The sequence below is a fragment of the Flavobacterium sp. TSSA_36 genome (assembly GCF_051547165.1).
Taxonomy (GTDB): domain Bacteria; phylum Bacteroidota; class Bacteroidia; order Flavobacteriales; family Flavobacteriaceae; genus Flavobacterium.
The window spans coordinates 564,647-584,438 of record NZ_JBPTTP010000001.1 but is presented as its reverse complement, the minus strand read 5'-3'; the positions used below and the strand labels follow the sequence as shown (position 1 = coordinate 584,438).

Sequence of the window (19,792 nt, the reverse complement as noted above, 5' to 3'; positions counted from 1 at the left end):
TGCTGACCAAAATCATGTCTTTTTTAAAACAATTACGCATTTCAAAGCTATTGAATCCGGTTTTAATCAGGTATTCTTATAGGATATTACCCTTTAATAATAAAAATCGATATAACTAAAAGTGGGGCATTTTACAAACTTTCTGTTGATGCTAACTATTTTTTTATATTTTTGTCTTACATCATATAAAAATAAAATTATCTCCAATGAAAAAATCATTACTTATCCTTGCCGTTGCGATAGCATTTGTGTCTTGTGATAAAAAAGAAGCAGTAAATGAAGTTAAAGAAGTAAAAACAGCCTATGTGGATACTTCTGAATTAATGAAGGAATATACCGAGGCCAAAGATCTTGAAGCGAAATACAAAACGCAAGCACAGGAAAAAGGACGTCAGTTAGAAGCTGAAATTAATCGTTTCAAACAAGAAGCGGCTAATTTTCAATCGCAAGCACAAGCTAATGGTCAAGAATGGGCTCAGAAAAAAGGAGCCGAATTGCAAAAAAGAGAACAACAATTAGGTTATGCTCAACAAGCATTATCTCAGCAACTTCAAATGGAAAGTGGCAAAGAAATGGATTCTTTAGTAAGTGGTGTTAAAAAATTCATCAAAGCGTACGGAAAAGAAAAAGGCTACTCATATATTTACGGAACAGGTGATGCTGCTTCCATTTTATATGCAGAGGATAAATTTGATATCACCAAAGATATTATCAAAGCCCTTAACGAAAAATACAAAGCTGACGGTGGTACCAAAGCAGAAAAAGTGGTTACCAAAAAATAATCCTGCAAAAATTGCATTGTAAAAAGTCTTCCTTATTTAGTGAAGACTTTTTTTTTTGGATTATCTTATAAAATTCAGCACGCAAAGCTCTTTTTTTTTATTTTAGTACTTTATTTATACGCCTTATGCAAAATCTTTCTAAAGCCGCCGCTTACACGCTTCAATTTATCAACCAAACACAGCGCTCTGTTTTCCTTACAGGTAAAGCAGGTACCGGGAAAACTACTTTATTGCGCGAAATTATTGCTACGACACATAAAAATACAGTCGTGGTTGCCCCTACGGGAATAGCAGCACTAAATGCTAATGGGGTGACGATACATTCCATGTTTCAATTGCCTTTTGGCGCTTTTATCCCGGATCACTCGGCACCACAATTTTTAGAAGCCACTAAATTTGAAACCAAAGCCACTTTGCAACGGCATTTTAAAATGAGTGGACTAAAAAAATCAGTGATTCGAAATATGGAATTGCTCATTATTGATGAAGTAAGTATGTTGAGAGCTGATTTGCTGGATGCTATGGATTTTATGATGCAAACAGTTCGCAAGAATAACAAGCCATTTGGGGGTACTCAAATATTATTTATAGGAGATTTACTACAATTACCTCCTGTGGTGAAAGACGAAGAATGGCGTACATTACGTAATTATTATCGGGGGAAATTCTTTTTTCACGCCCATGTACTGCTTCAAAATCCACCGTTATATATTGAATTATCTCATATTTACAGGCAAACGGATGAGCGTTTTATTTCGGTGTTAAACAATTTGCGTAATAATGAAATAACAAAGCAAGATGTAGCCATTTTGAATGAATATGTACAACCCGATTTTGACCTAAAAGCCAACAGTGGTTATATTTGTCTTACCACTCACAATGCCAAAGCTGATGCGATAAATACGGATTCAATCCAAGAATTACAGGGAAAAATGTTCCGTTATTATCCTGAAATAACAGGCGATTTTCCTGAAAAAATATATCCTTTAGAATCGCAACTCGAACTCAAAGTAGGGGCGCAAATCATGTTTGTTAAAAATGATTTGTCATTCAATAAACAGTATTTCAACGGTAAAATGGGTGTTATCGCTTCTTTAACAGAAAAAGAAATACGCGTACATTTTCCTGAAGAAAACACCTTTATTGAGGTTGAAAAATATGAATGGCAACATATTCGATATAAAATTGATCCTTTAACCAAAGAAATAGAGGAAGAAGTGTTAGGATCTTATGTACAATACCCCATCAAATTAGCTTGGGCCATAACGGTACATAAAAGCCAAGGCTTGACGTTTGACAAAGCAGCGCTCGATGTCTCGCAAGTTTTCCTTCCGGGACAGGCCTATGTGGCTTTGTCGCGTTTGCGTTCGTTAGAAGGGCTTATTTTGCTTTCTCCGTTGCGAATGAATGGCATTTCCAATGATCAAGAAGTGATGGACTACGCCCAAAATAAAGCATCAGATACTTATCTAGCTTCAGCGCTTCATTTTGAAACTAAAAATTTCATTTTAGAATATCTTTGCAACACCTTTAATTGGAAGGATTTAGCACAAGAATGGCGTAATCATCGCTTTAGTTATGGTGATCTATCAGAAGCTTCTATCAAATCAAAAAACGAAAATTGGGCCAAACAACAAGCGGAAGCCATTGAATTATTGTTAGTGCCTTCCTCAAAATTTATAGTACAACTTCAAAAGTTATTTGCTTCAGAAACGGTGGATTTGAATCATATTTTGGAAAGGGTAAATGCTGCATTTGAGTATTTTTGGAAACCAATGGATGCCTTGCTCGAAAAGCTTTTGTGGAAACTAGAAGAAATTCAGCATAGTAAAAAAGCCAAGGGATATTTTGACGAACTTTCCTTGCTTGAAGAACAGCAAACCAAAGCAGTTTTGAAATTAATGAAAGCCCAACTTTTGGTTCGTACTTTAGTAGCAGGAGATACTATTTCAAAAGAAAAATTGACCTCGCCCGCTATTAAAAATTATTTGTCCCAAAAAATAGAAAAAGTCAAAGCGGCCTACAGTGAAAAACATGGGGATTTACTTCCTGATTCCCAAGAAAAGGAGCGGTATCAATCTAAAAATAAATCCCCAAAAGCAGCAAAGAAAACTACCGTTGAGGAAACTTACGATTTATGGTTGCAAAAAAAATCCATAGCCGAGATAGCGCTATTGCGAATGGTTAGCAAGGAAACTATAATGCTTCATGTAACCAAATTGATAATAGCCAAGAAGATAAAAATAGAAGAAGTACTTTCTACCGACAAAATAACAGCGCTTTCTGAAGCTTTTTTTGGATATACAGAAGAGACGCTAAGTCCCCTAAAAGAAAAATATGGTGATACGTTTACTTGGGAAGAATTACGAATGTTTAAGGCAGCTTTAAACAGTTAAATTCTTATCTCACTTGATGCCTCCGTGCAGGCAATGTCTTTAAGAAAAGGAAAAATCAATAATTTGATTGCTGATTTTTGAGTAACGATTTTTGATTTTTAGATTGCTTCGGCAGTTCTCTTTTGGGCTCGTTTGAAGAGTATCGATTCTTGATTTTAGTGATAGTAAATGTTCAAAAAAAAACCTATTCGATAAGGAATAGGTTTTTGATTTTATAAGGTTTGAATTAAAATCCAAGCATCAGGATTGTGGTTTTCAATGATTTCTTGTTGTGCTTTTTGAGCGGCTGCAAAAGTAGCATAGCTTCCATAAACTACAGGAAAAAGCCCGTTTTTGTTTTCAGGAATTCTTTTGGCTTCATAGCCTAATTTTTTCAAATTATTTAATTCTTTGTTCGCATTGACTTCACTTCGATAAGCTCCGGCCATGATATGATATCGCAGTGGTGCTACGACTTTTTTCTCAGCAGTAGCCGTTACAGACAACGTTACTGTTGGTATCGGACTTTCGATAAAAAAAGTAGCTTCTTGAATTTTATTTTGCACTTTTTTCTGAACCGAATTTTCTACTAAAATAGTCTGATTTTCAATTTGTTTTTGATAAATACTGTAGCCCACACTAGAGGTAATTCCCAAGCCTAAAACAAAAATAGCTGCATAGCGCAAGAATGGGTAACGGTGACCACGATTTTCTTCTTCCTCTGTAGCCAAAGTAAGCACAGGTTTAGTACTAGATTCGTCAACTAACGTTTTCGCTTCTACTGCTTTTTCAAAGCGCTCCCGTTTGACCATAGGCGAAACAAAAGGGCTTAATCCGAAGGAAGACGTTAAGTAATTATTGCTCTCTTCAGCAGTGAACACCATTTTTGCATCAGCATTCAATCTAAAAGTACCGATATTTTTGAAAGTAAGAACCCCTTGTGTTTCCAATTGTTTCTTCCAATTAAAAACCTCAAATTGAATAGCACTCACGGCATAATCATAGGATGTTTTTTCAGCTTGAGCTACATGATTGGCTAATAAACCGTCGTTATTTTTTAACTGAGCGTTAAAAGAAATGGATTTTTTTGGTGGAAAAAATGAATTGGTGCTTTCCTGCAATTGTGCGGATTGGGTTTCTGTTAAAAAGGCACCAAATCCCGGAACCGCTACACATTGGTAACGATACAAAAGCTGTGCGATATATATTTCGATTTTCATAGTTACAAAGTTAGCCATCCAAAATAGTTATCAAAATTTTATTCACAATTTTTATTAACAAATTCGATTAAATTTTATACTTTTAAATTTCAAATAGTTAGTAAAAGTAAGCCCGTAATTTTTACTTATTTTTAGGTTTAAAAACAGCATATTTTGATGCTTTTTTTTACGTTTTAAAGACTTTTTTTAGGGCTCTTTTCATTGTATTATCAGCCAAAATCAGTAGTATACGCATGACCGAAACCGAATTATTTTCACTGTTAGCCCTTCAAAGTGTGGAAGGAGTAGGCGATATTGTTGCCAAAAAATTAATTACTCATTTTGGCGATGCCGAAGCTGTACTCAAAGCTACATCTTCACAATTGGCCGCCATTGACGGGGTAGGAGCCGTTTTAGTAAAAAATTTAAAAGAGGCCAACATTTATCAAAAAGCGCAATCCGAAATGGATTTTATTCAAAATAATTGCATCTCGGTGGCTTATTTTCAAGAAGAAACCTATCCCGAACGATTGAAACATTGTTTTGATAGTCCACTTTTACTTTTTGCAGCGGGAGCGATCAAGTATAACCAACGCAAAATAATCAGCATAGTAGGTACTCGTCAAATCACTTCTAACGGCACGGAATTTTGTAAAAAATTCATAGAAGATTTGGCACCTTTAAATCCTATCATTGTGAGCGGTTTCGCATACGGAGTTGATATTGTAGCCCATCAATTGGCAATGGAACACGGTTTACAAACCATCGGCGTTTTGGCCCATGGTTTAAATCAAATCTATCCCAAAACCCACAAAAAATATATGGCCAAAATGGAGCAGAATGGCGGTTTCCTGACCGAGTTTTGGAGCACTTCTAATCCTGACAAAGAGAATTTTGTGCGTCGTAACCGCATCGTTGCCGGAATGAGTGAAGCGACCGTAGTGATTGAGTCTGCCGAAAAAGGAGGTTCCTTGATAACCGCAAATCTAGCCAACGATTATAACCGCGATGTTTTTGCCGTTCCCGGGCGCATTACTGACAAATACAGTCAGGGATGTAATAGTTTAATCAAAACTCAAAAAGCACAACTGCTCACTAGCGCAGCTGATTTGGTGTATCACCTCAATTGGGACCTTAAAACCAGCACAAAGGCCGTTCAAAAACAGCTGTTCGTTTCTTTAGATCCCGAAGAGCAAAAAATTTATGATTATCTCCTACAATCCGGTAAAGAAGTGCTCGACAGTATTGCAATAGATTGCCAATTACCTACTTTCAAACTTTCGAGTTTACTGCTGAATATGGAACTCAAAGGCGTCATTCGTCCCTTACCAGGGAAATTGTTTGAAGCCATTTAGAGTAGGATTTTTTTTTGGACATTAATTGCCTCCAACTTTAGTTGGAGGGGTGAAATTTGAAAGTTTTAAAGGCTTTAGCCAAAATCAGCTGCGTTTATTTGGCTAAAGCCAATGCAATCAATCCCCATAACTCCAGCTAAAGCTGGAGCCAATTGAAAGTAAGTCAAGCTGAATAGTTACCTTTTTTTTATAAGCAACAGTGGTGTTTTCCATTTTCTAAAACTACCGAATTTGCTAAATCCCCTAAATCTGTGGGAAACATTCCTAATTACTCCCGCAGATTTAGGGAATTTAGCAGATTCTTGACTGTAAAATGCAATTTGTCGTGCGCCCACTTAAAAACTAGTCTTTTTTATCATCACAATAAATCCTACTTTTGAAATAAAAAGCAAAAATGAAGTTATACGCTATAGAAACCGGAAATTTTAAGCTCGACGGAGGCGCTATGTTTGGTGTGGTGCCCAAAACCATTTGGAACAAAACCAATCCCGCCGATGCTAATAATTTGATAGACATTGCCGCGCGTTGTTTGTTAATCGAAGACGGCAATCGCTTAATTTTGATTGATACCGGAATGGGCAACAAACAATCCGAAAAGTTTTTTGGATATTATTCGCTTTGGGGCAGTCATTCTTTAGACGCTTCCTTGGCAAAGCACGGTTTTCATCGTGATGCTATTACCGATGTTTTTATGACCCATTTGCATTTTGACCATTGCGGAGGAAGCATTCAGTGGAATAAAGACAAAACGGGCTATGAACCCGCTTTCAAAAACGCCAAATTTTGGACCAACGAAAACCATTGGCAATGGGCCACACAACCTAATGCGCGTGAAAAAGCCTCTTTTCTGTCTGAAAATATTTTGCCCATGCAAGAAAGTGGTCAGCTTCATTTTATCCAGCGCCCCGAAGGTGATTTTGGTGCATCAACCGAAATGGGTTTTGATATTTTCTACGCCGACGGCCACACCGAGAAACAAATGCTACCCCACATTTCATACAACGGAAAAACCATCGTTTTTTGTGCCGATTTGCTTGCTACTGCGGGTCATATTCCATTGCCTTATGTAATGGGCTACGACACGCGCCCGTTGCTCACCATGCCAGAGAAAAACAAAGTGCTCACCGCCGCTGCCGATCACAACCACTTTTTGTTCCTAGAACACGATGCCCACAACGAAATCATTACGGTACAACACACCGAAAAAGGCATTCGTTTAAAAGACGTTTTTACATGTGAGGAGGTGTTGTAAAAGACTTTTCATAAGTAAGTAAAGGCCGCGTTTCATGGTTTAAAACGGGGCCTTTATTAACAGTAATAATTTTAGTAAGGTAGTTGCTCAAGGCACTAACTCACGACCGAAAATAGTCCAATACCCTAAATTAATAGCGTTATTTCTTTGGTTTTTCGGGTGAGTAAGGCCAAAATCATGAAACTCGCAAATCCATAAGCGATGCCATTGTAAATTTGGAATTCTATCTAACTCTTTTTTAATCTTTGAAAATCAGCGAATCAGTGGTAAAAAAAGTTCGCCTAGCTGCGGTCAAAGTTTTCTACTTTCTTGGAATTCGTGACATTCAATTTCAGTTTTGATGACAATTAGTGTCAATTGGTGTAATTTGGTGACTAACTTTTTTTAAAAGCGAATGCCCTGAATCAATAATAACCATTGAAAGAATTTTTTCCTACCCAATTTTATCCGAATTGTGTCCACTTGGTTACCAAATCGTTAGTACACATTTTGCGAATAATCACAAAAAACAGTTAATTAGAGTGTGTTTTATTAAATGCTTCTGCTAATTTTGACTCTCTAATAAACATCCAAACTATTCATGAGAAAAATAAAATACACCCAATGGGCTTTAGCGCTGGCATTGACATTTTGTTTAGCTGGAAAGGCTCAAACCAAGACCACCTTTACTGGAAAAAAAGGAAAATTAACCGAACAACAGTTGCAACGTTGGTCCCATTTGGATTTGGCTACCGATAGTATTCCGGGCATGAGTGTCGATAAAATGTATGCCGAGTTGATCAAAAATAAAAAAGGATCTAAAGTCATTGTTGCCATTATTGACTCTGGTGTAGATATAGAACACGAAGACTTACAGTCTGTAATTTGGACCAACAAAAAGGAAATTGCTGGCAACGGAATTGATGATGATAAAAATGGATTTATCGATGATGTTCATGGTTGGAATTTCTTGGGTAACGATTTACACGAAACTCTAGAAATGACGCGTATTGTTAAAAAAGGGGATGATGGCTCTTTGGTTTACAAAAAAGCCAAAACCGCTTATGATAAAAAATATGCAGAGGCCATGCAAGGCAAACAACAAGTCGATTTTATTCTAAAAAATGATTTGGAAGTCCAAAAACATTTACAAAAAAAACAATACACTTTAGATGAAGTTAAGGCCATCGAAACGGTAGCGCCCGATTTGATGAATGCCAAAGCGGTCATGTCTCAAATTTTGACCAATGCTGGTGCCAAGTATTTTGAGGATATCGAAGAATACCGTAAGTACGTGTACGATCAATTGAATTACAATTTAAATTTAGAATTGGATGGACGTAAACTAGTTGGCGATAATCCGAATGAAATCAAAAACACAAAATACGGGAACAATATTGTTTTTGGCCCAGAGAAAGACGAGGCGCTACACGGAACTCACGTTGCTGGAATTGTTGCACAAACTCGACATAACAATTTAGGTGGAGACGGGATTGCCAATACTGTTGAAATTATGACCATCCGTGCCGTTCCAGACGGAGATGAATATGACAAAGACATTGCTTTGGCCATTCGTTATGCCGCAGATAATGGTGCTAAAGTCATCAACGGAAGTTTCGGAAAAAGTTTTTCACCAAACAAGCAATGGGTGTATGACGCCATTAAATATGCAGAGAAAAAAGATGTACTTTTTGTGCATGCCGCCGGAAATGATGGTTTGAACATCGATTTACCAGAAAACAGCAATTTTCCTAATGATTCCGATGATTACAAAACCGAATTTGCGGCTAACGTAATCACCGTGGGTGCTATCAATTATAAATACGGTCCCGAGGTAATCACTAATTTTTCTAACTATGGCGCTTTCAACGTAGATGTTTTTGCTCCAGGCGATGAAATCTATGCGACCATTCCGAATAACAAATACAAATATTTGCAGGGAACTTCAATGGCTTCTCCCAATGTAGCAGGAGTAGCGGCAATGATTCGTTCTTATTTTCCAAAATTATCTGCAAAACAAGTAAAACAAATCTTGATGAGTTCCGGAAATGCTTTACCGGAAAATGTAGTAGTAGGAGAGAACAAAGAACAGAAAAAAGCAACAGAGGTAGCTCGCTCTGCCAAAATGATTAATGCTTACAATGCTTTTCAAATGGCAGAACAATGGAGTAAAAACCCAAAAGCGAAATTGAAAATTCAAGGGTAAAACCTTTCAGTAATTAATGAAATATAAAGTTATGCGAATAAAAAAAATAGTTGTAGTTTCTTTTTTATTATCTGGTTTTGGATGGCTTTCCGCTCAGAATACAACCTATTGGCAACAACATGCTGATTACAAAATGGAGGTGTCAATGGATGTGAATAGCTATCAATACCAAGGCAAACAAGAATTGGTCTATACCAATAATTCGCCTGAGACCTTGACTAGAGTGTTCTATCATTTGTATGCTAATGCGTTTCAACCCGGAAGCGAAATGGATGCGAGAATTCAAAGTATCAAAGATCCTGACGCACGTATGATGCACAAAGCCACAGTAAATGGGGTAGAAACCAAGGAAAGTCGGATCAAAAATTTGAAGCCGAACGAAATTGGTTTTTTACACATTACTAATTTCAAACAAGACGGCAAAATAGCCACAGCAAAAGAAGTAGGAACGATACTTGAAGTTACTTTGGCAAAGCCAATTTTACCCGGAGCGTCTACTATTTTCACCTTAGATTTTGAAGGGCAAGTCCCCGTACAAGTGCGTCGTTTGGGGCGCAATAACAAAGAAGGTGTCGAATTATCGATGACGCAATGGTACCCAAAAATGGCCGAATTCGATTTTGAAGGTTGGCACGCCGATCCGTATATCGCTCGTGAATTTCACGGGGTTTGGGGTAATTTTGATGTAAAAATCACAATCGATAAAGACTATGTTTTAGGAGGTTCAGGCTATTTACAAAACAAAAATCAAATTGGATTTGGGTATCAAGATAAGGGCGTTACTGTTCCCGTTAACAAAAAAGCGAAAACACGTACTTGGCATTTTTATGCCCCCGATGTACATGATTTTGCTTGGGCGGCCGATAAGAATTTTTTACATGATGTGGTCAAAGGACCTAACAATGTCGATTTGCATTTCATTTACAAAAACAATCCAAAGATTATTGCCAATTGGAAAGCCTTGCAACCCAAAACTGTTGAGTTGATGAAAGTCTACAATGAAACCGTGGGCAACTATCCTTACAAGCAATATTCTGTAATTCAGGGTGGCGACGGCGGAATGGAGTACGCCATGTGCACCTTGATTTTAGGCGAAGGCACTTTCGAGGGATTATTGGGAGTTACCAGTCACGAAATGGCGCACTCTTGGTTCCAACACGTTTTGGCGTCTAACGAATCCAAGCACGGATGGATGGATGAAGGCTTTACCTCGTTTTTAGAAGATTATGGTCTGAATGCCATTTCCGATAAACCCGTCGACAATCCTTTTATCAATGCTTACAAAGGTTATCTTTCTATGGCTAATTCCGGTGAAGAGCAGCCACAAAGCACACACGCCGATCGATTTGACAAAAACCGTTGGTACAGCATTACCTCATACAGCAAAGGCGAAGTTTTCTTAACGCAATTGGGTTATTTGATTGGCAAAGACAACCTATTGAAAACCTTGAAAAAGTACTATCAAGACTTTCAATTCAAACATCCAACGCCAAATGATATCAAAAGAAGCGCAGAACGCATTTCTGGCGCCAATTTGGACTGGTATTTGACTGATTGGACCCAAACCACCAACACGATCGATTACGCCATAAAAGAAGCCAAAGACGCCGCAGACAAAACCGTGGTGACTTTAGAACGCATCGGACGTATGCCAATGCCTATCGATTTGTATGTAGAATACACCGATGGCACTACCGAAAGCTTCTACATTCCGTTGCGAATGATGAGTTTTGAAAAAGAAAATCCTACGCCAGCCATCAAAAGAACGGTGGCCAAAGATTGGGCTTGGGCGTATCCCACCTATGAGTTGACGATTGGCAAACCCAAATCAGCCATCAAAAAAATCACCATCGATCCTAGTGGTTTACTAGCCGATGTAAAACCAGCCAACAACATTTTGGAAGTGAAATAATTTTTTCGAAATACCTTAAAAAGTCTAGTGAAAGCTAGACTTTTTTTATTTAACCCTGTCAGAGTTTTAAACGCTGACAGGGTAGCTAAGGGAACTACCATTTGACTACGAATTCGTGTCATTTGTGTTTATTTTTTTAGGAGCAGCACTTTTTTGCATACCACACGAATTGTCCCGCTTTCCGTTTCACCCGAGCACTCGTTTAACTACAAACAATTTTATTTTAAACTCTATCATTCTTATTTTCTGATAATATGTCAAAATACAACATCAATCTAGAGGATATTTTAAAGTAATATTCAAGAACACATTCAATACTTTTTTCGATTGAATCTTCGTAAAACATAGAACACTCTCTTGTTTTATGCTTTGTAAAAATATTAGTATTTAAGGTGCCATTTTTATAACTATTTGAATCTTTAGTATATTTATGATGATCAAATTCTACATCAAGAAATTTAGAAATTTTATCTAATACCAAATCTATAAATATATCTGCAGGGTCATAATAATAATTTATATTATTCGGAACTGTAGAAGTATAGTATTCTATTTTAATATTTTTATTCCTCCTGGAAATAGTTTTATTTAAAACCATTTGATCAATATCATATAATTTCATTGTTATACCAGAAATACTTTCTTTTATTTGTTGAAAGAGTAATTGACCTTCTATTAAATCCTTTCTGGATGCATTTGCACTTGTAGCTTTAATCAAAACATTAAATTCTGGACAATTTTTTTTATATTCAAAAAATAATATTTCAATAGTTTTATTTTCGTCAGACATAATAAAAATGCGTTTAATTTTTTTTTAATTTTAAAATGAAATCTACGGTAGTTTAAGCAGTATTAGTTTAATGGCTTGTATGTTTGATTTGGGTGTATGACTTTGAATTTTTAGTTCTTTGAATCACTGCTTGATTTTAAAATGTATATTATAAATATAACCACTATTAAAAGAACTACAGCAAATGTTTCATTTTTCTTGAAAAAATCGATGAGACCAATAGAACAATAGATGATTAACCCAAGGATGACAATTATTTTTATTGTTTTCATTCTTTAAAAATATAAAGTGTTTTTTGTTTCTCCAAATGTCATAAAATTACATTAAGCAAAATGAGGATTACTTTGTATATGACTCCTGCCCAATGTAATTTTCATAAAAAAGTGAAACCAATTCGTTTATTCAGCCCAATTTCGAAGATTCTGATTAGTGTGGAGAGCTGAATGTTTCCTTTTCCGTTTTCAATTCTTGAAATATAGCTTTTCTTGGTGCCTGTTTTTGCAGCAAGCTCTTCTTGTGTGATTTTGGCTTCTCTTCTGGCTTCTTTGAGCATTTCACTAATGATAAACATTTGAGATTTTTCTTCGTAAGCGTTTCTGCTTTCCGTACCAATTTTTCCGTGTTCAACTTCAATAAGTTGGTCAAAAGTTTGAATGTTTTTATACTCTTTCATAATTATTTGTTTTTCTGTTGAAAATACTCATTCATTATACTCAAGGCTTTTTCCAATTCATTTTTTGGTGTTTTCTGTGTCTTTTTTTGAAACCCATTAAAAAGAACAACCAACTTTCCTTTATCAAAACAGCAAAATATCCTGTAAATATTGGACTGATATTCGATTGGTATTTCATAAAGTCCATTTGTTCCAGTTAAATGTTTAAGAAACTTTTCTGGAACTTTTTCAACTTGTTTTATTAATTCAAGAACATATTTTATTTTCTCTTTTACCTTTTCATCTTGTTGTTGGTAAAATTCAATAAAGTGATTTTCATAGAAAATGATTTCTCTACTCATTTGGCAAAGTTATCTTAAAAGTTAACAATAATAAAATTTTCCGAGTTGTTTTTGGAGTTTCGAGTGGTATTATAGCACCAAATTTGAATAGATGTAAGATAAATATTCATCCTATACGGCTGCAATTGGGCTTGTTAGCGAAGGTTGGTTTAGCTTTGTGGTTTTCAAATATATTCAATTATTCCTACAAAACATAATCGAACTGTTTATTTTCTAGTTGTTTATAAGCAAATACTAAAACACCTACACCGTTTTGAAAACCTTGCAGGAGCTAGGTTTATAGCTTGCACTATGCGTTATGAAAACGATTCGTCTCTTCTAGCCCCGGGAGGAGCGGCATCCTTTGCTGACGGGGTTCGGCAGCAAAGATATAGCGGATCACGGGAGGAGTCGTGTGGTAAAGACCGTTCGTGTGCTCCAAATGCTATGACCAATACTGCTATTTTTGGAGTCTAGTTGACCCATTTATTTTTTCAGTAGGATACTTTTCGAGGCGATGATAACTTGACTTTTTTGTTCCGCCGAAACTATTGTGATCGAATAAATTAAACCGTAGTTTTGTGAGGACATCAATAGATTCAGAATTATGAAACCAAAAGTAACCATTATTGGCGCAGGAATTTCGGGGCTTTCCGCAGCTTTGCATTTGCATCGTCAAGGATTTTCAGTAAAAATTATAGAGGCTAGTGATCGACCCGGCGGACGCATCAAGACGGATGTGGTGGAGGGATTTAGACTCGATCGTGGGTTTCAAGTCTTGCTTACTTCTTATCCAGAGGCTCAAAGTCTTTTGAATTATGAGGCGTTGCAGCTCAAAACTTTTTTGCCGGGCGCTACCGTTTTGTATGACGGCGGTCAATTTGACCTTGCGGATCCGTTCCGAAGACCGTCGGCTGTAATCTCTACGGTTTTGGCTCCTGTGGGTTCGCTAAAGGATAAAATTAACACTTTTGTATTGAAGCAAAAATTGCTAGGCAAATCGATACAGAAGATTTTTTCGCAAGAGCAACAATCCAGCTTGGCGCAACTTTCGGACTACGGTTTCAGTGCCAAAATGATCAATCGTTTTTACAAACCGTTTTTCTCTGGGATTTTTCTAGAAAACGAACTTTCGACACCCAACCGAATGTTTGATTTTGTAATGAAAATGTTTTCCGAAGGCGATGCGGCTATTCCGGCTTTGGGTATGGAGGAAATTTCAAAACAATTGGCGGATCAATTGCCTTCGGATGCTTTTATGTTTCATACCAATGTCACTGCTATTCAAGATACAACAATCGTGACCAGTGAAGGTATGGAAATCACTTCGGATGTTATTGTGATGGCGACTGAGGCCAATGCCTTGCTTTCGAAACATAAAGAAAATGCAACTACGGAATATCATTCGGTAACTAATGTCTATTTTCAAACGACGGTAGCGCCTTCTGATCAAGCGGTGGTTATTTTGAATGCTTCTGAAAACAAACAATGGGTGAATAACCTCACGGTGATGACCAACATAAGTAAAGCCTATGCTCCCGCGGGGAAGGTTTTGATTTCGGTGTCTTGCAATGGTGCTTATGATCTCAGCGATGCCGAATGGTCTCAAAACATCAAAGCAGAATTGCGCCCTTGGTTTGGAAATCAAGTCGAAAATTGGTCGCATTTGAAAACCTATACCATTGCGTATGCGTTACCCAAGTTACCGGTACTCCAAGATGAGGTTTCGGAATCGGAACTGAAATTGGCTCCCAATCTATACTGTTGTGGGGATCATTTGTTAAACGGTTCTATCAATGCCGCAATGAAATCCGGTCGATTGGTAGCGAATTTAATTGCTTCAGAATACGGAAAAAAGTAATATTTATGAAAAAGAAGTCCTATTTTTTTAGGGTTTCCCAAAAAATGTAAAAATTCAAAAACATATAAAAAAGAGCCGGAATACTGATCCAAAGACTGTCTTTTAGACGGATTCTAACCAAAAGGCCTAATAGCATAAGCGTGCCCAGTCCTAAGGATGAGAGCAGTAATAAAGGTTGGTAGTACAGACCAATTAACAAACCAGCTGCTCCAATGCATTGTAAAATAATGGTTAGTAATCCTAATTTTTCTAAACCAAATCTTTTGAATTCCCCCTTCATATGAGGCGAGGTGAAATAGGAAATCACGTAGCCAAAAAAAGATATACTTGAAAGGAAAATGCATATTTTGTATACATTCATATTGGATTACTTAGCTGTAAATACTACAATTAATGCGCATAAAAGTAGTAAAATTAAGGAGGGTAAATGTTTGATAAAAGGGTTTTTGACTTTAAAATGAAAAAACTGTGCTGCCACCATAAATAATCCCATTAAAAAAGCTGATGGCATGGCTAGAGAGGGATACCAAATACTAACCATTAAAAGCGTCGACAAAGCCATTTTTGAAGCCCCAACCATATTTCGTGTAACATCGGATAAACCAAATTGTTTGAATTCTTTTGTGACATTTCCATATCTAAAAACCCATACAAAAAACACAGAGACGGCAATTGTTATGTGTACCAAAGGCAAAATTTTTTCCATAATTACTAAAGTTTAAGGTTTGAATCTATTGTTTTATAAGTGCAATTGTGAATTTTAAATTAAAATTTCCTCTAAGATACTGAAATATATCCTTATAAATCAATTTAATACCTAATATTAGATGTTCCGATTTATTATATTTGTTTGTCAAATGGTAATGGTTCCAATATTCTAAGTAATGTAACAAACCCTTCCAAAAGCATACTAATGGTTCTATTTTACCAAACAATAAGATTAGCCTTAACCCAAAAAAATTATGAAATGGGCATGACCGAAAATTGGTCGCAAACACCAATGATGATATGCGCATTACATATAACCTTTAAAAAACAATAAATAGCAACTTATGAAAAACATCAAACTATCGCTTTTGGCGGCCACATTGATTTTGGCTTCTTGCGAAAAAAAACCAGAGCTGGTTTCGGGAATACTCCAAAAAAACATGGATACTTTAGTGAAACCGGGAGATAATTTTGCGGCTTATGTTAACGGAACTTGGGTCAAAAATACCAAAATTCCTGCCGATAAATCCAATTATGGTGCGGGTTATATGCTGTACGAACAAGCTCAAAAAGACGTAAAAGCAATTATCGAAGAAGCTTCGAAAGGGAATTTTTCTGAAGGATCAGATGAGCAAAAAATTGGCGATTTCTACAATTCATTTTTGAATCGAAAAGACCGAGACGCCAAAGGGATTACACCACTTCAACCCGAATTAAAAGCCATAGATGCAATTGCAACGTATTCGGATTTGGCGACTTATTTTGGGGAAGCCAATAGAACAGGGCTTTCTGTGCCGTTTTCGATTGCAGTGACAGAGGATTTTAAGGATCCAAAACAATACACATTGATGACTTGGCAAGGTGGCTTGGGCTTACCAGAACGCGAATATTATCTTCAAAGCGATGCCAAAACGGCGGATATTCGTAAAAAATATGTGACGCATATCGAAAAGATGCTACAATTAGGAGGTATTGCCAATCCAACAGAAAATGCAGCCAAAATTATGGCCTTGGAAACCGCTATCGCGAAGATCCAAATGACCAAAGAAGAAACAAGAAATACCGCGGCTTTGTACAACAAATACGCCATCAAAGATTTGAAAACGGTGATGCCAGATTTTGATTGGGCGGCGATGCTCAAAAAAGCGGGAATGGATAAAGAAAAAAGCCTTGTGTTATCGCAAGTGGCTTATACTAAAAACTTGAACGGCTTGATCAAAAATACACCAATTGATACTTGGAAAACCTATTTGAAATGGGGATTGATCAATAAGAGCGCGAGTAGTTTGACCACCGCTTTGGATAAAGAAGATTTTGAGTTCTATGACAAAGTTTTATACGGCACACCAGAACAAGAAGAGGATTGGAAAAGAGCTGTGAATTCGGTAAATGGTGGTTTGGGTGAAATCATCGGGAAAGTGTATGTAAAAAAACATTTTACACCTGAAGCCAAAGAGCGTATGACTCAATTGGTGAAAAACTTGTTGAAAGCCTATGCCGAAAGCATTAAAAATTTGGATTGGATGAGTGCCAAAACCAAAAAAGAAGCCTTGGCTAAAGTGGATAAATTTATGATTAAAATTGGCTATCCAGACCAATGGAAAGATTATGCTGCTTTGAAAGTAGTGAAGAATGATTTGTATGGCAACCGTGCCCGTGCAAAAGCCTTTGAATACAACAGAATGATTGCCAAATTAGGCAAGCCTGTAGACAGAACCGAATGGGGAATGACACCACAAACGGTAAACGCTTATTACAATCCAACGCTGAACGAGATTGTATTTCCAGCGGCTATTTTGCAAGCGCCTTTCTTTAATTTAGAAGCTGATGATGCGGTAAATTATGGTGGAATTGGGGCAGTAATCGGTCACGAAATTGGTCACGGATTTGACGATCAAGGGAGCACTTTCGACGGAGATGGTGTGATGAAAAACTGGTGGACGCCAGCTGATTTAGCCGCATTCAAAGCTAAAACCAATGCTTTGGTAGCACAATACAATACCTTCAAAGTGTTTCCAGATTTGAATGTCAACGGAGCCTTTACTTTGGGAGAAAATATTGGAGATTTGGGTGGATTAACCATTGCCTTAAAAGCGTACAAAATGTCGCTAAACGGCAAGGAAGCTCCAGTGATGGATGGTTTTACAGGGGTACAACGCGTATTTTTGGGTTGGGGACAAGTTTGGTTAGAGAAATCTCGCGAAGCTTCTTTACGCAACCAAATCGCCACGGATCCACATTCACCAGCTAAATTCAGAGTAAATGGTGTGGTGCGTAACATACCTGAATTCTACGAAGCGTTTAAAGTACAACCTAAAGATTCCTTGTATTTAGCACCAGAAAAGCGTGTTAAAATTTGGTAATCGAAAGAATCAAAAAAGCAAAAAAGCTCAACAGTAAGTTGGGCTTTTTTTGTGGGATATTATCTTTTAGGAGCAGCATTTTGGGGTATTATACGAGTTGTCCCGCTCTCGGCTACAATCTTTTTCTTGCCGAACCCTGGCGGATTTTCCCTCCCATCGGGGCTAGGGAGTTACATTTGTCTTTTTTTTGGAAACAATTAGCCATAAAAAACCCTTTCAGTATGAAAAACTGAAAGGGTTATCATTTCTATAAATCGATATTACAAATCAAATTTAATCCCTTGTGCCAAAGGCAAATTGGTTGTATAATTAATCGTATTGGTTTGGCGACGCATATACACTTTCCAAGCGTCAGATCCTGATTCTCTTCCGCCACCAGTTTCTTTTTCTCCACCAAAAGCACCACCAATTTCAGCTCCCGAAGTTCCAATATTCACATTGGCAATACCACAATCCGACCCTGCTACTGACAAGAAACGTTCTGCTTCACGTAAATTATTGGTCATAATAGCAGAGGATAAACCTTGTGCCACACCATTTTGTAACTCGATTGCATTTTCAACATCGCCACTGTATTTCATCAAATACAATACAGGAGCAAACGTTTCGTGTTGTACAATTTCGAAATTGTTTTGAGCTTCAGCAATAGCTGGTTTTACATAACAACCGCTCTCATAGCCTTCACCTGTGAGGACGCCACCTTCTACTAAGATTTTACCGCCTTCGGCTACTACTTTAGTCAACGCTTGGTTATACATTGCAACGGCTTGTGTATCAATAAGTGGTCCCACGTGGTTTTTTTCATCCAATGGATTTCCAATTCTCAATTGCCCATAAGCAGCCACAATAGCGTCTTTTACTTTGTCATACATACTTTCGTGGATGATTAATCTACGCGTTGAGGTACAACGTTGTCCTGCGGTTCCAACAGCGCCAAAAACAGCTCCAATTACCGTCATTTTGATATCAGCATCAGGAGTCACAATTATCGCATTGTTACCTCCCAATTCCAAAAGCGATTTTCCTAAACGACCAGCAACCGTTTGTGCTACAATTTTCCCCATTCTAGTAGAACCTGTAGCTGAAATTAAGGGTACACGAGTGTCTTTGGTCAACAATTCACCAATAGTGTAATCGCCGTTAATCAAACAAGAAATTCCTTCTGGAAGGTTGTTTTCTTTTAACACTTCCGCAATAATATTTTGACAAGCTACTCCGCAAAGAGGCGTTTTTTCAGAAGGTTTCCAAACACAAACATCGCCACAAATCCAAGCCAAAGCTGTATTCCAAGCCCAAACCGCTACCGGAAAGTTGAAAGCAGAAATAATACCTACTACCCCAAGCGAATGGTATTGCTCATACATTCTGTGCCCCGGACGCTCGGAGTGCATTGTCAATCCGTGTAACTGACGAGACAATCCTACTGCAAAGTCACAAATATCAATCATTTCCTGAACTTCGCCGTAGCCTTCTTGCAACGATTTTCCCATTTCATAAGAAACCAATTTACCTAAAGCTTCTTTGTTTTTGCGTAATTTTTCTCCGAACTGACGCACAATTTCTCCACGTTGTGGGGCTGGCATCAATCGAAATGTTTTGAAAGCAGCTGTCGCAGTTTGCATCACTTTTTCATAATCCGCAGCAGAACTTGTCGTTACTGAGGCAATTAATTGTCCGTCTACTGGAGAATAACTTTCTAATAATGAACCGCTCGCAAAATGCTGCGTTCCAGTAGAAGTTCCTTCATTTACTGCTTTAATACCTAGTTGCGCTAGGGCTTCGTTCATTCCGAATTGAGTCGCTATTGTTGTCATTGTAACTTTTTTAGTTAAAATTGTTATATTTTTTCGTAAAGATAGTATTTAGATGCAAATTTCAAAGAAGAGTTCCTAGTTAAAATTAGTAAACACCAAAAAATCAAGACTTTCTGTTGATTGAAGTCCTTTTGAGAAGCCGTAAAAGTAACCTAAATCGCAAAATTAAAGCAGATTTGATTTAAAAAAAACAGCCATTTTCA

The 19,792-nt window shown here is 37.2% G+C and carries 15 protein-coding genes; 8 read left to right on the top strand and 7 right to left on the bottom strand.

Going from position 1 to position 19,792, the window contains the following annotated elements; all coding sequences use genetic code 11:
• Positions 1–206 precede the first annotated feature (206 nt).
• Both ACSVH7_RS02490 and ACSVH7_RS02485 read left to right on the top strand, forming a co-directional pair.
• Entirely contained in the window at positions 207–782 is a 576-nt protein-coding gene (locus tag ACSVH7_RS02490; protein WP_438065112.1) for an OmpH family outer membrane protein, read from the top strand.
• Positions 783–907: 125 nt separating this feature from the next.
• Positions 908–3,178 (top strand): helix-turn-helix domain-containing protein, encoded by a 2,271-nt coding sequence (locus ACSVH7_RS02485; protein WP_438065111.1) that lies wholly within the window; start codon positions 908–910, stop codon positions 3,176–3,178.
• 212 nt (positions 3,179–3,390) lie between these two features.
• Here the strand turns inward: ACSVH7_RS02485 and ACSVH7_RS02480 are convergent, their stop codons facing one another.
• Positions 3,391–4,377: an SPOR domain-containing protein gene (locus ACSVH7_RS02480; RefSeq protein WP_438065110.1), complete on the bottom strand. Its 987-nt coding sequence runs from the start codon at positions 4,375–4,377 to the stop codon at positions 3,391–3,393.
• A gap of 233 nt (positions 4,378–4,610) precedes the next feature.
• On the opposite strand from ACSVH7_RS02480, the gene dprA reads away from it, so the two are divergent.
• The 4 genes from dprA to ACSVH7_RS02460 all read left to right on the top strand — a co-directional run bounded on the left by dprA (position 4,611) and on the right by ACSVH7_RS02460 (position 11,060).
• A complete protein-coding gene (gene dprA, locus ACSVH7_RS02475; protein ID WP_438065109.1) occupies positions 4,611–5,711 on the top strand; it encodes a DNA-processing protein DprA in 1,101 nt (366 codons plus the stop codon).
• A gap of 394 nt (positions 5,712–6,105) precedes the next feature.
• The gene (locus ACSVH7_RS02470; RefSeq protein ID WP_438065108.1) at positions 6,106–6,963 is read left to right on the top strand and encodes an MBL fold metallo-hydrolase; all 858 of its coding nucleotides are present in this window, start codon (positions 6,106–6,108) and stop codon (positions 6,961–6,963) included.
• A gap of 580 nt (positions 6,964–7,543) precedes the next feature.
• Entirely contained in the window at positions 7,544–9,148 is a 1,605-nt protein-coding gene (locus tag ACSVH7_RS02465; RefSeq protein ID WP_438065107.1) for a S8 family peptidase, read from the top strand.
• A 16-nt stretch (positions 9,149–9,164) separates the two neighbouring features.
• Positions 9,165–11,060 (top strand): M1 family metallopeptidase, encoded by a 1,896-nt coding sequence (locus tag ACSVH7_RS02460; RefSeq protein ID WP_438065106.1) that lies wholly within the window; start codon positions 9,165–9,167, stop codon positions 11,058–11,060.
• A gap of 223 nt (positions 11,061–11,283) precedes the next feature.
• Here ACSVH7_RS02460 and ACSVH7_RS02455 read toward each other — a convergent pair whose 3' ends face one another.
• The 3 genes from ACSVH7_RS02455 to ACSVH7_RS02445 form a co-directional block, all read right to left on the bottom strand.
• Positions 11,284–11,850, bottom strand: a complete 567-nt coding sequence (locus ACSVH7_RS02455; protein WP_438065105.1) for a hypothetical protein — start codon at positions 11,848–11,850, stop codon at positions 11,284–11,286.
• A gap of 373 nt (positions 11,851–12,223) precedes the next feature.
• Positions 12,224–12,523, bottom strand: coding sequence for a helix-turn-helix domain-containing protein (locus tag ACSVH7_RS02450; RefSeq protein ID WP_438061838.1), 300 nt, complete (start codon positions 12,521–12,523; stop codon positions 12,224–12,226).
• Between the two features lie 2 nt (positions 12,524–12,525).
• A complete protein-coding gene (locus ACSVH7_RS02445; RefSeq protein ID WP_438065104.1) occupies positions 12,526–12,864 on the bottom strand; it encodes a type II toxin-antitoxin system RelE/ParE family toxin in 339 nt (112 codons plus the stop codon).
• Positions 12,865–13,450: 586 nt separating this feature from the next.
• Between ACSVH7_RS02445 and ACSVH7_RS02440 the strand changes: the two genes are divergently transcribed.
• Complete coding sequence (locus ACSVH7_RS02440; RefSeq protein ID WP_438065103.1) at positions 13,451–14,704, top strand: protoporphyrinogen/coproporphyrinogen oxidase; 1,254 nt, start codon at positions 13,451–13,453, stop codon at positions 14,702–14,704.
• 19 nt (positions 14,705–14,723) lie between these two features.
• Here the strand turns inward: ACSVH7_RS02440 and ACSVH7_RS02435 are convergent, their stop codons facing one another.
• Together ACSVH7_RS02435 and ACSVH7_RS02430 are read right to left on the bottom strand one after the other, a co-directional pair.
• The gene (locus ACSVH7_RS02435) at positions 14,724–15,065 is read right to left on the bottom strand and encodes a DoxX family protein (protein WP_438065102.1); all 342 of its coding nucleotides are present in this window, start codon (positions 15,063–15,065) and stop codon (positions 14,724–14,726) included.
• A 6-nt stretch (positions 15,066–15,071) separates the two neighbouring features.
• A complete protein-coding gene (locus ACSVH7_RS02430) occupies positions 15,072–15,410 on the bottom strand; it encodes a DoxX family protein (protein WP_438065101.1) in 339 nt (112 codons plus the stop codon).
• 346 nt (positions 15,411–15,756) lie between these two features.
• Between ACSVH7_RS02430 and ACSVH7_RS02425 the strand changes: the two genes are divergently transcribed.
• Positions 15,757–17,775, top strand: coding sequence for a M13 family metallopeptidase (locus ACSVH7_RS02425; protein WP_438065100.1), 2,019 nt, complete (start codon positions 15,757–15,759; stop codon positions 17,773–17,775).
• A gap of 260 nt (positions 17,776–18,035) precedes the next feature.
• On the opposite strand, the gene amaB is transcribed toward ACSVH7_RS02425, so the two are convergent.
• Positions 18,036–19,589, bottom strand: a complete 1,554-nt coding sequence (gene amaB / locus ACSVH7_RS02420) for an L-piperidine-6-carboxylate dehydrogenase (RefSeq protein ID WP_438065099.1) — start codon at positions 19,587–19,589, stop codon at positions 18,036–18,038.
• Positions 19,590–19,792 lie beyond the last annotated feature (203 nt).

Excerpts from the sequence above, each read along its gene's own strand:
- ACSVH7_RS02490 (WP_438065112.1), top strand. The coding sequence starts at position 207 with ATGAAAAAATCATTACTTATCCTTGCCGTTGCGATAGCATTTGTGTCT.
- ACSVH7_RS02485 (WP_438065111.1), top strand. The coding sequence starts at position 908 with ATGCAAAATCTTTCTAAAGCCGCCGCTTACACGCTTCAATTTATCAAC.
- ACSVH7_RS02480 (WP_438065110.1), bottom strand. The coding sequence starts at position 4,377 with ATGAAAATCGAAATATATATCGCACAGCTTTTGTATCGTTACCAATGT.
- dprA (WP_438065109.1), top strand. The coding sequence starts at position 4,611 with ATGACCGAAACCGAATTATTTTCACTGTTAGCCCTTCAAAGTGTGGAA.
- ACSVH7_RS02470 (WP_438065108.1), top strand. The coding sequence starts at position 6,106 with ATGAAGTTATACGCTATAGAAACCGGAAATTTTAAGCTCGACGGAGGC.
- ACSVH7_RS02465 (WP_438065107.1), top strand. The coding sequence starts at position 7,544 with ATGAGAAAAATAAAATACACCCAATGGGCTTTAGCGCTGGCATTGACA.
- ACSVH7_RS02460 (WP_438065106.1), top strand. The coding sequence starts at position 9,165 with ATGAAATATAAAGTTATGCGAATAAAAAAAATAGTTGTAGTTTCTTTT.
- ACSVH7_RS02455 (WP_438065105.1), bottom strand. The coding sequence starts at position 11,850 with ATGTCTGACGAAAATAAAACTATTGAAATATTATTTTTTGAATATAAA.
- ACSVH7_RS02450 (WP_438061838.1), bottom strand. The coding sequence starts at position 12,523 with ATGAAAGAGTATAAAAACATTCAAACTTTTGACCAACTTATTGAAGTT.
- ACSVH7_RS02445 (WP_438065104.1), bottom strand. The coding sequence starts at position 12,864 with ATGAGTAGAGAAATCATTTTCTATGAAAATCACTTTATTGAATTTTAC.
- ACSVH7_RS02440 (WP_438065103.1), top strand. The coding sequence starts at position 13,451 with ATGAAACCAAAAGTAACCATTATTGGCGCAGGAATTTCGGGGCTTTCC.
- ACSVH7_RS02435 (WP_438065102.1), bottom strand. The coding sequence starts at position 15,065 with ATGAATGTATACAAAATATGCATTTTCCTTTCAAGTATATCTTTTTTT.
- ACSVH7_RS02430 (WP_438065101.1), bottom strand. The coding sequence starts at position 15,410 with ATGGAAAAAATTTTGCCTTTGGTACACATAACAATTGCCGTCTCTGTG.
- ACSVH7_RS02425 (WP_438065100.1), top strand. The coding sequence starts at position 15,757 with ATGAAAAACATCAAACTATCGCTTTTGGCGGCCACATTGATTTTGGCT.
- amaB (WP_438065099.1), bottom strand. The coding sequence starts at position 19,589 with ATGACAACAATAGCGACTCAATTCGGAATGAACGAAGCCCTAGCGCAA.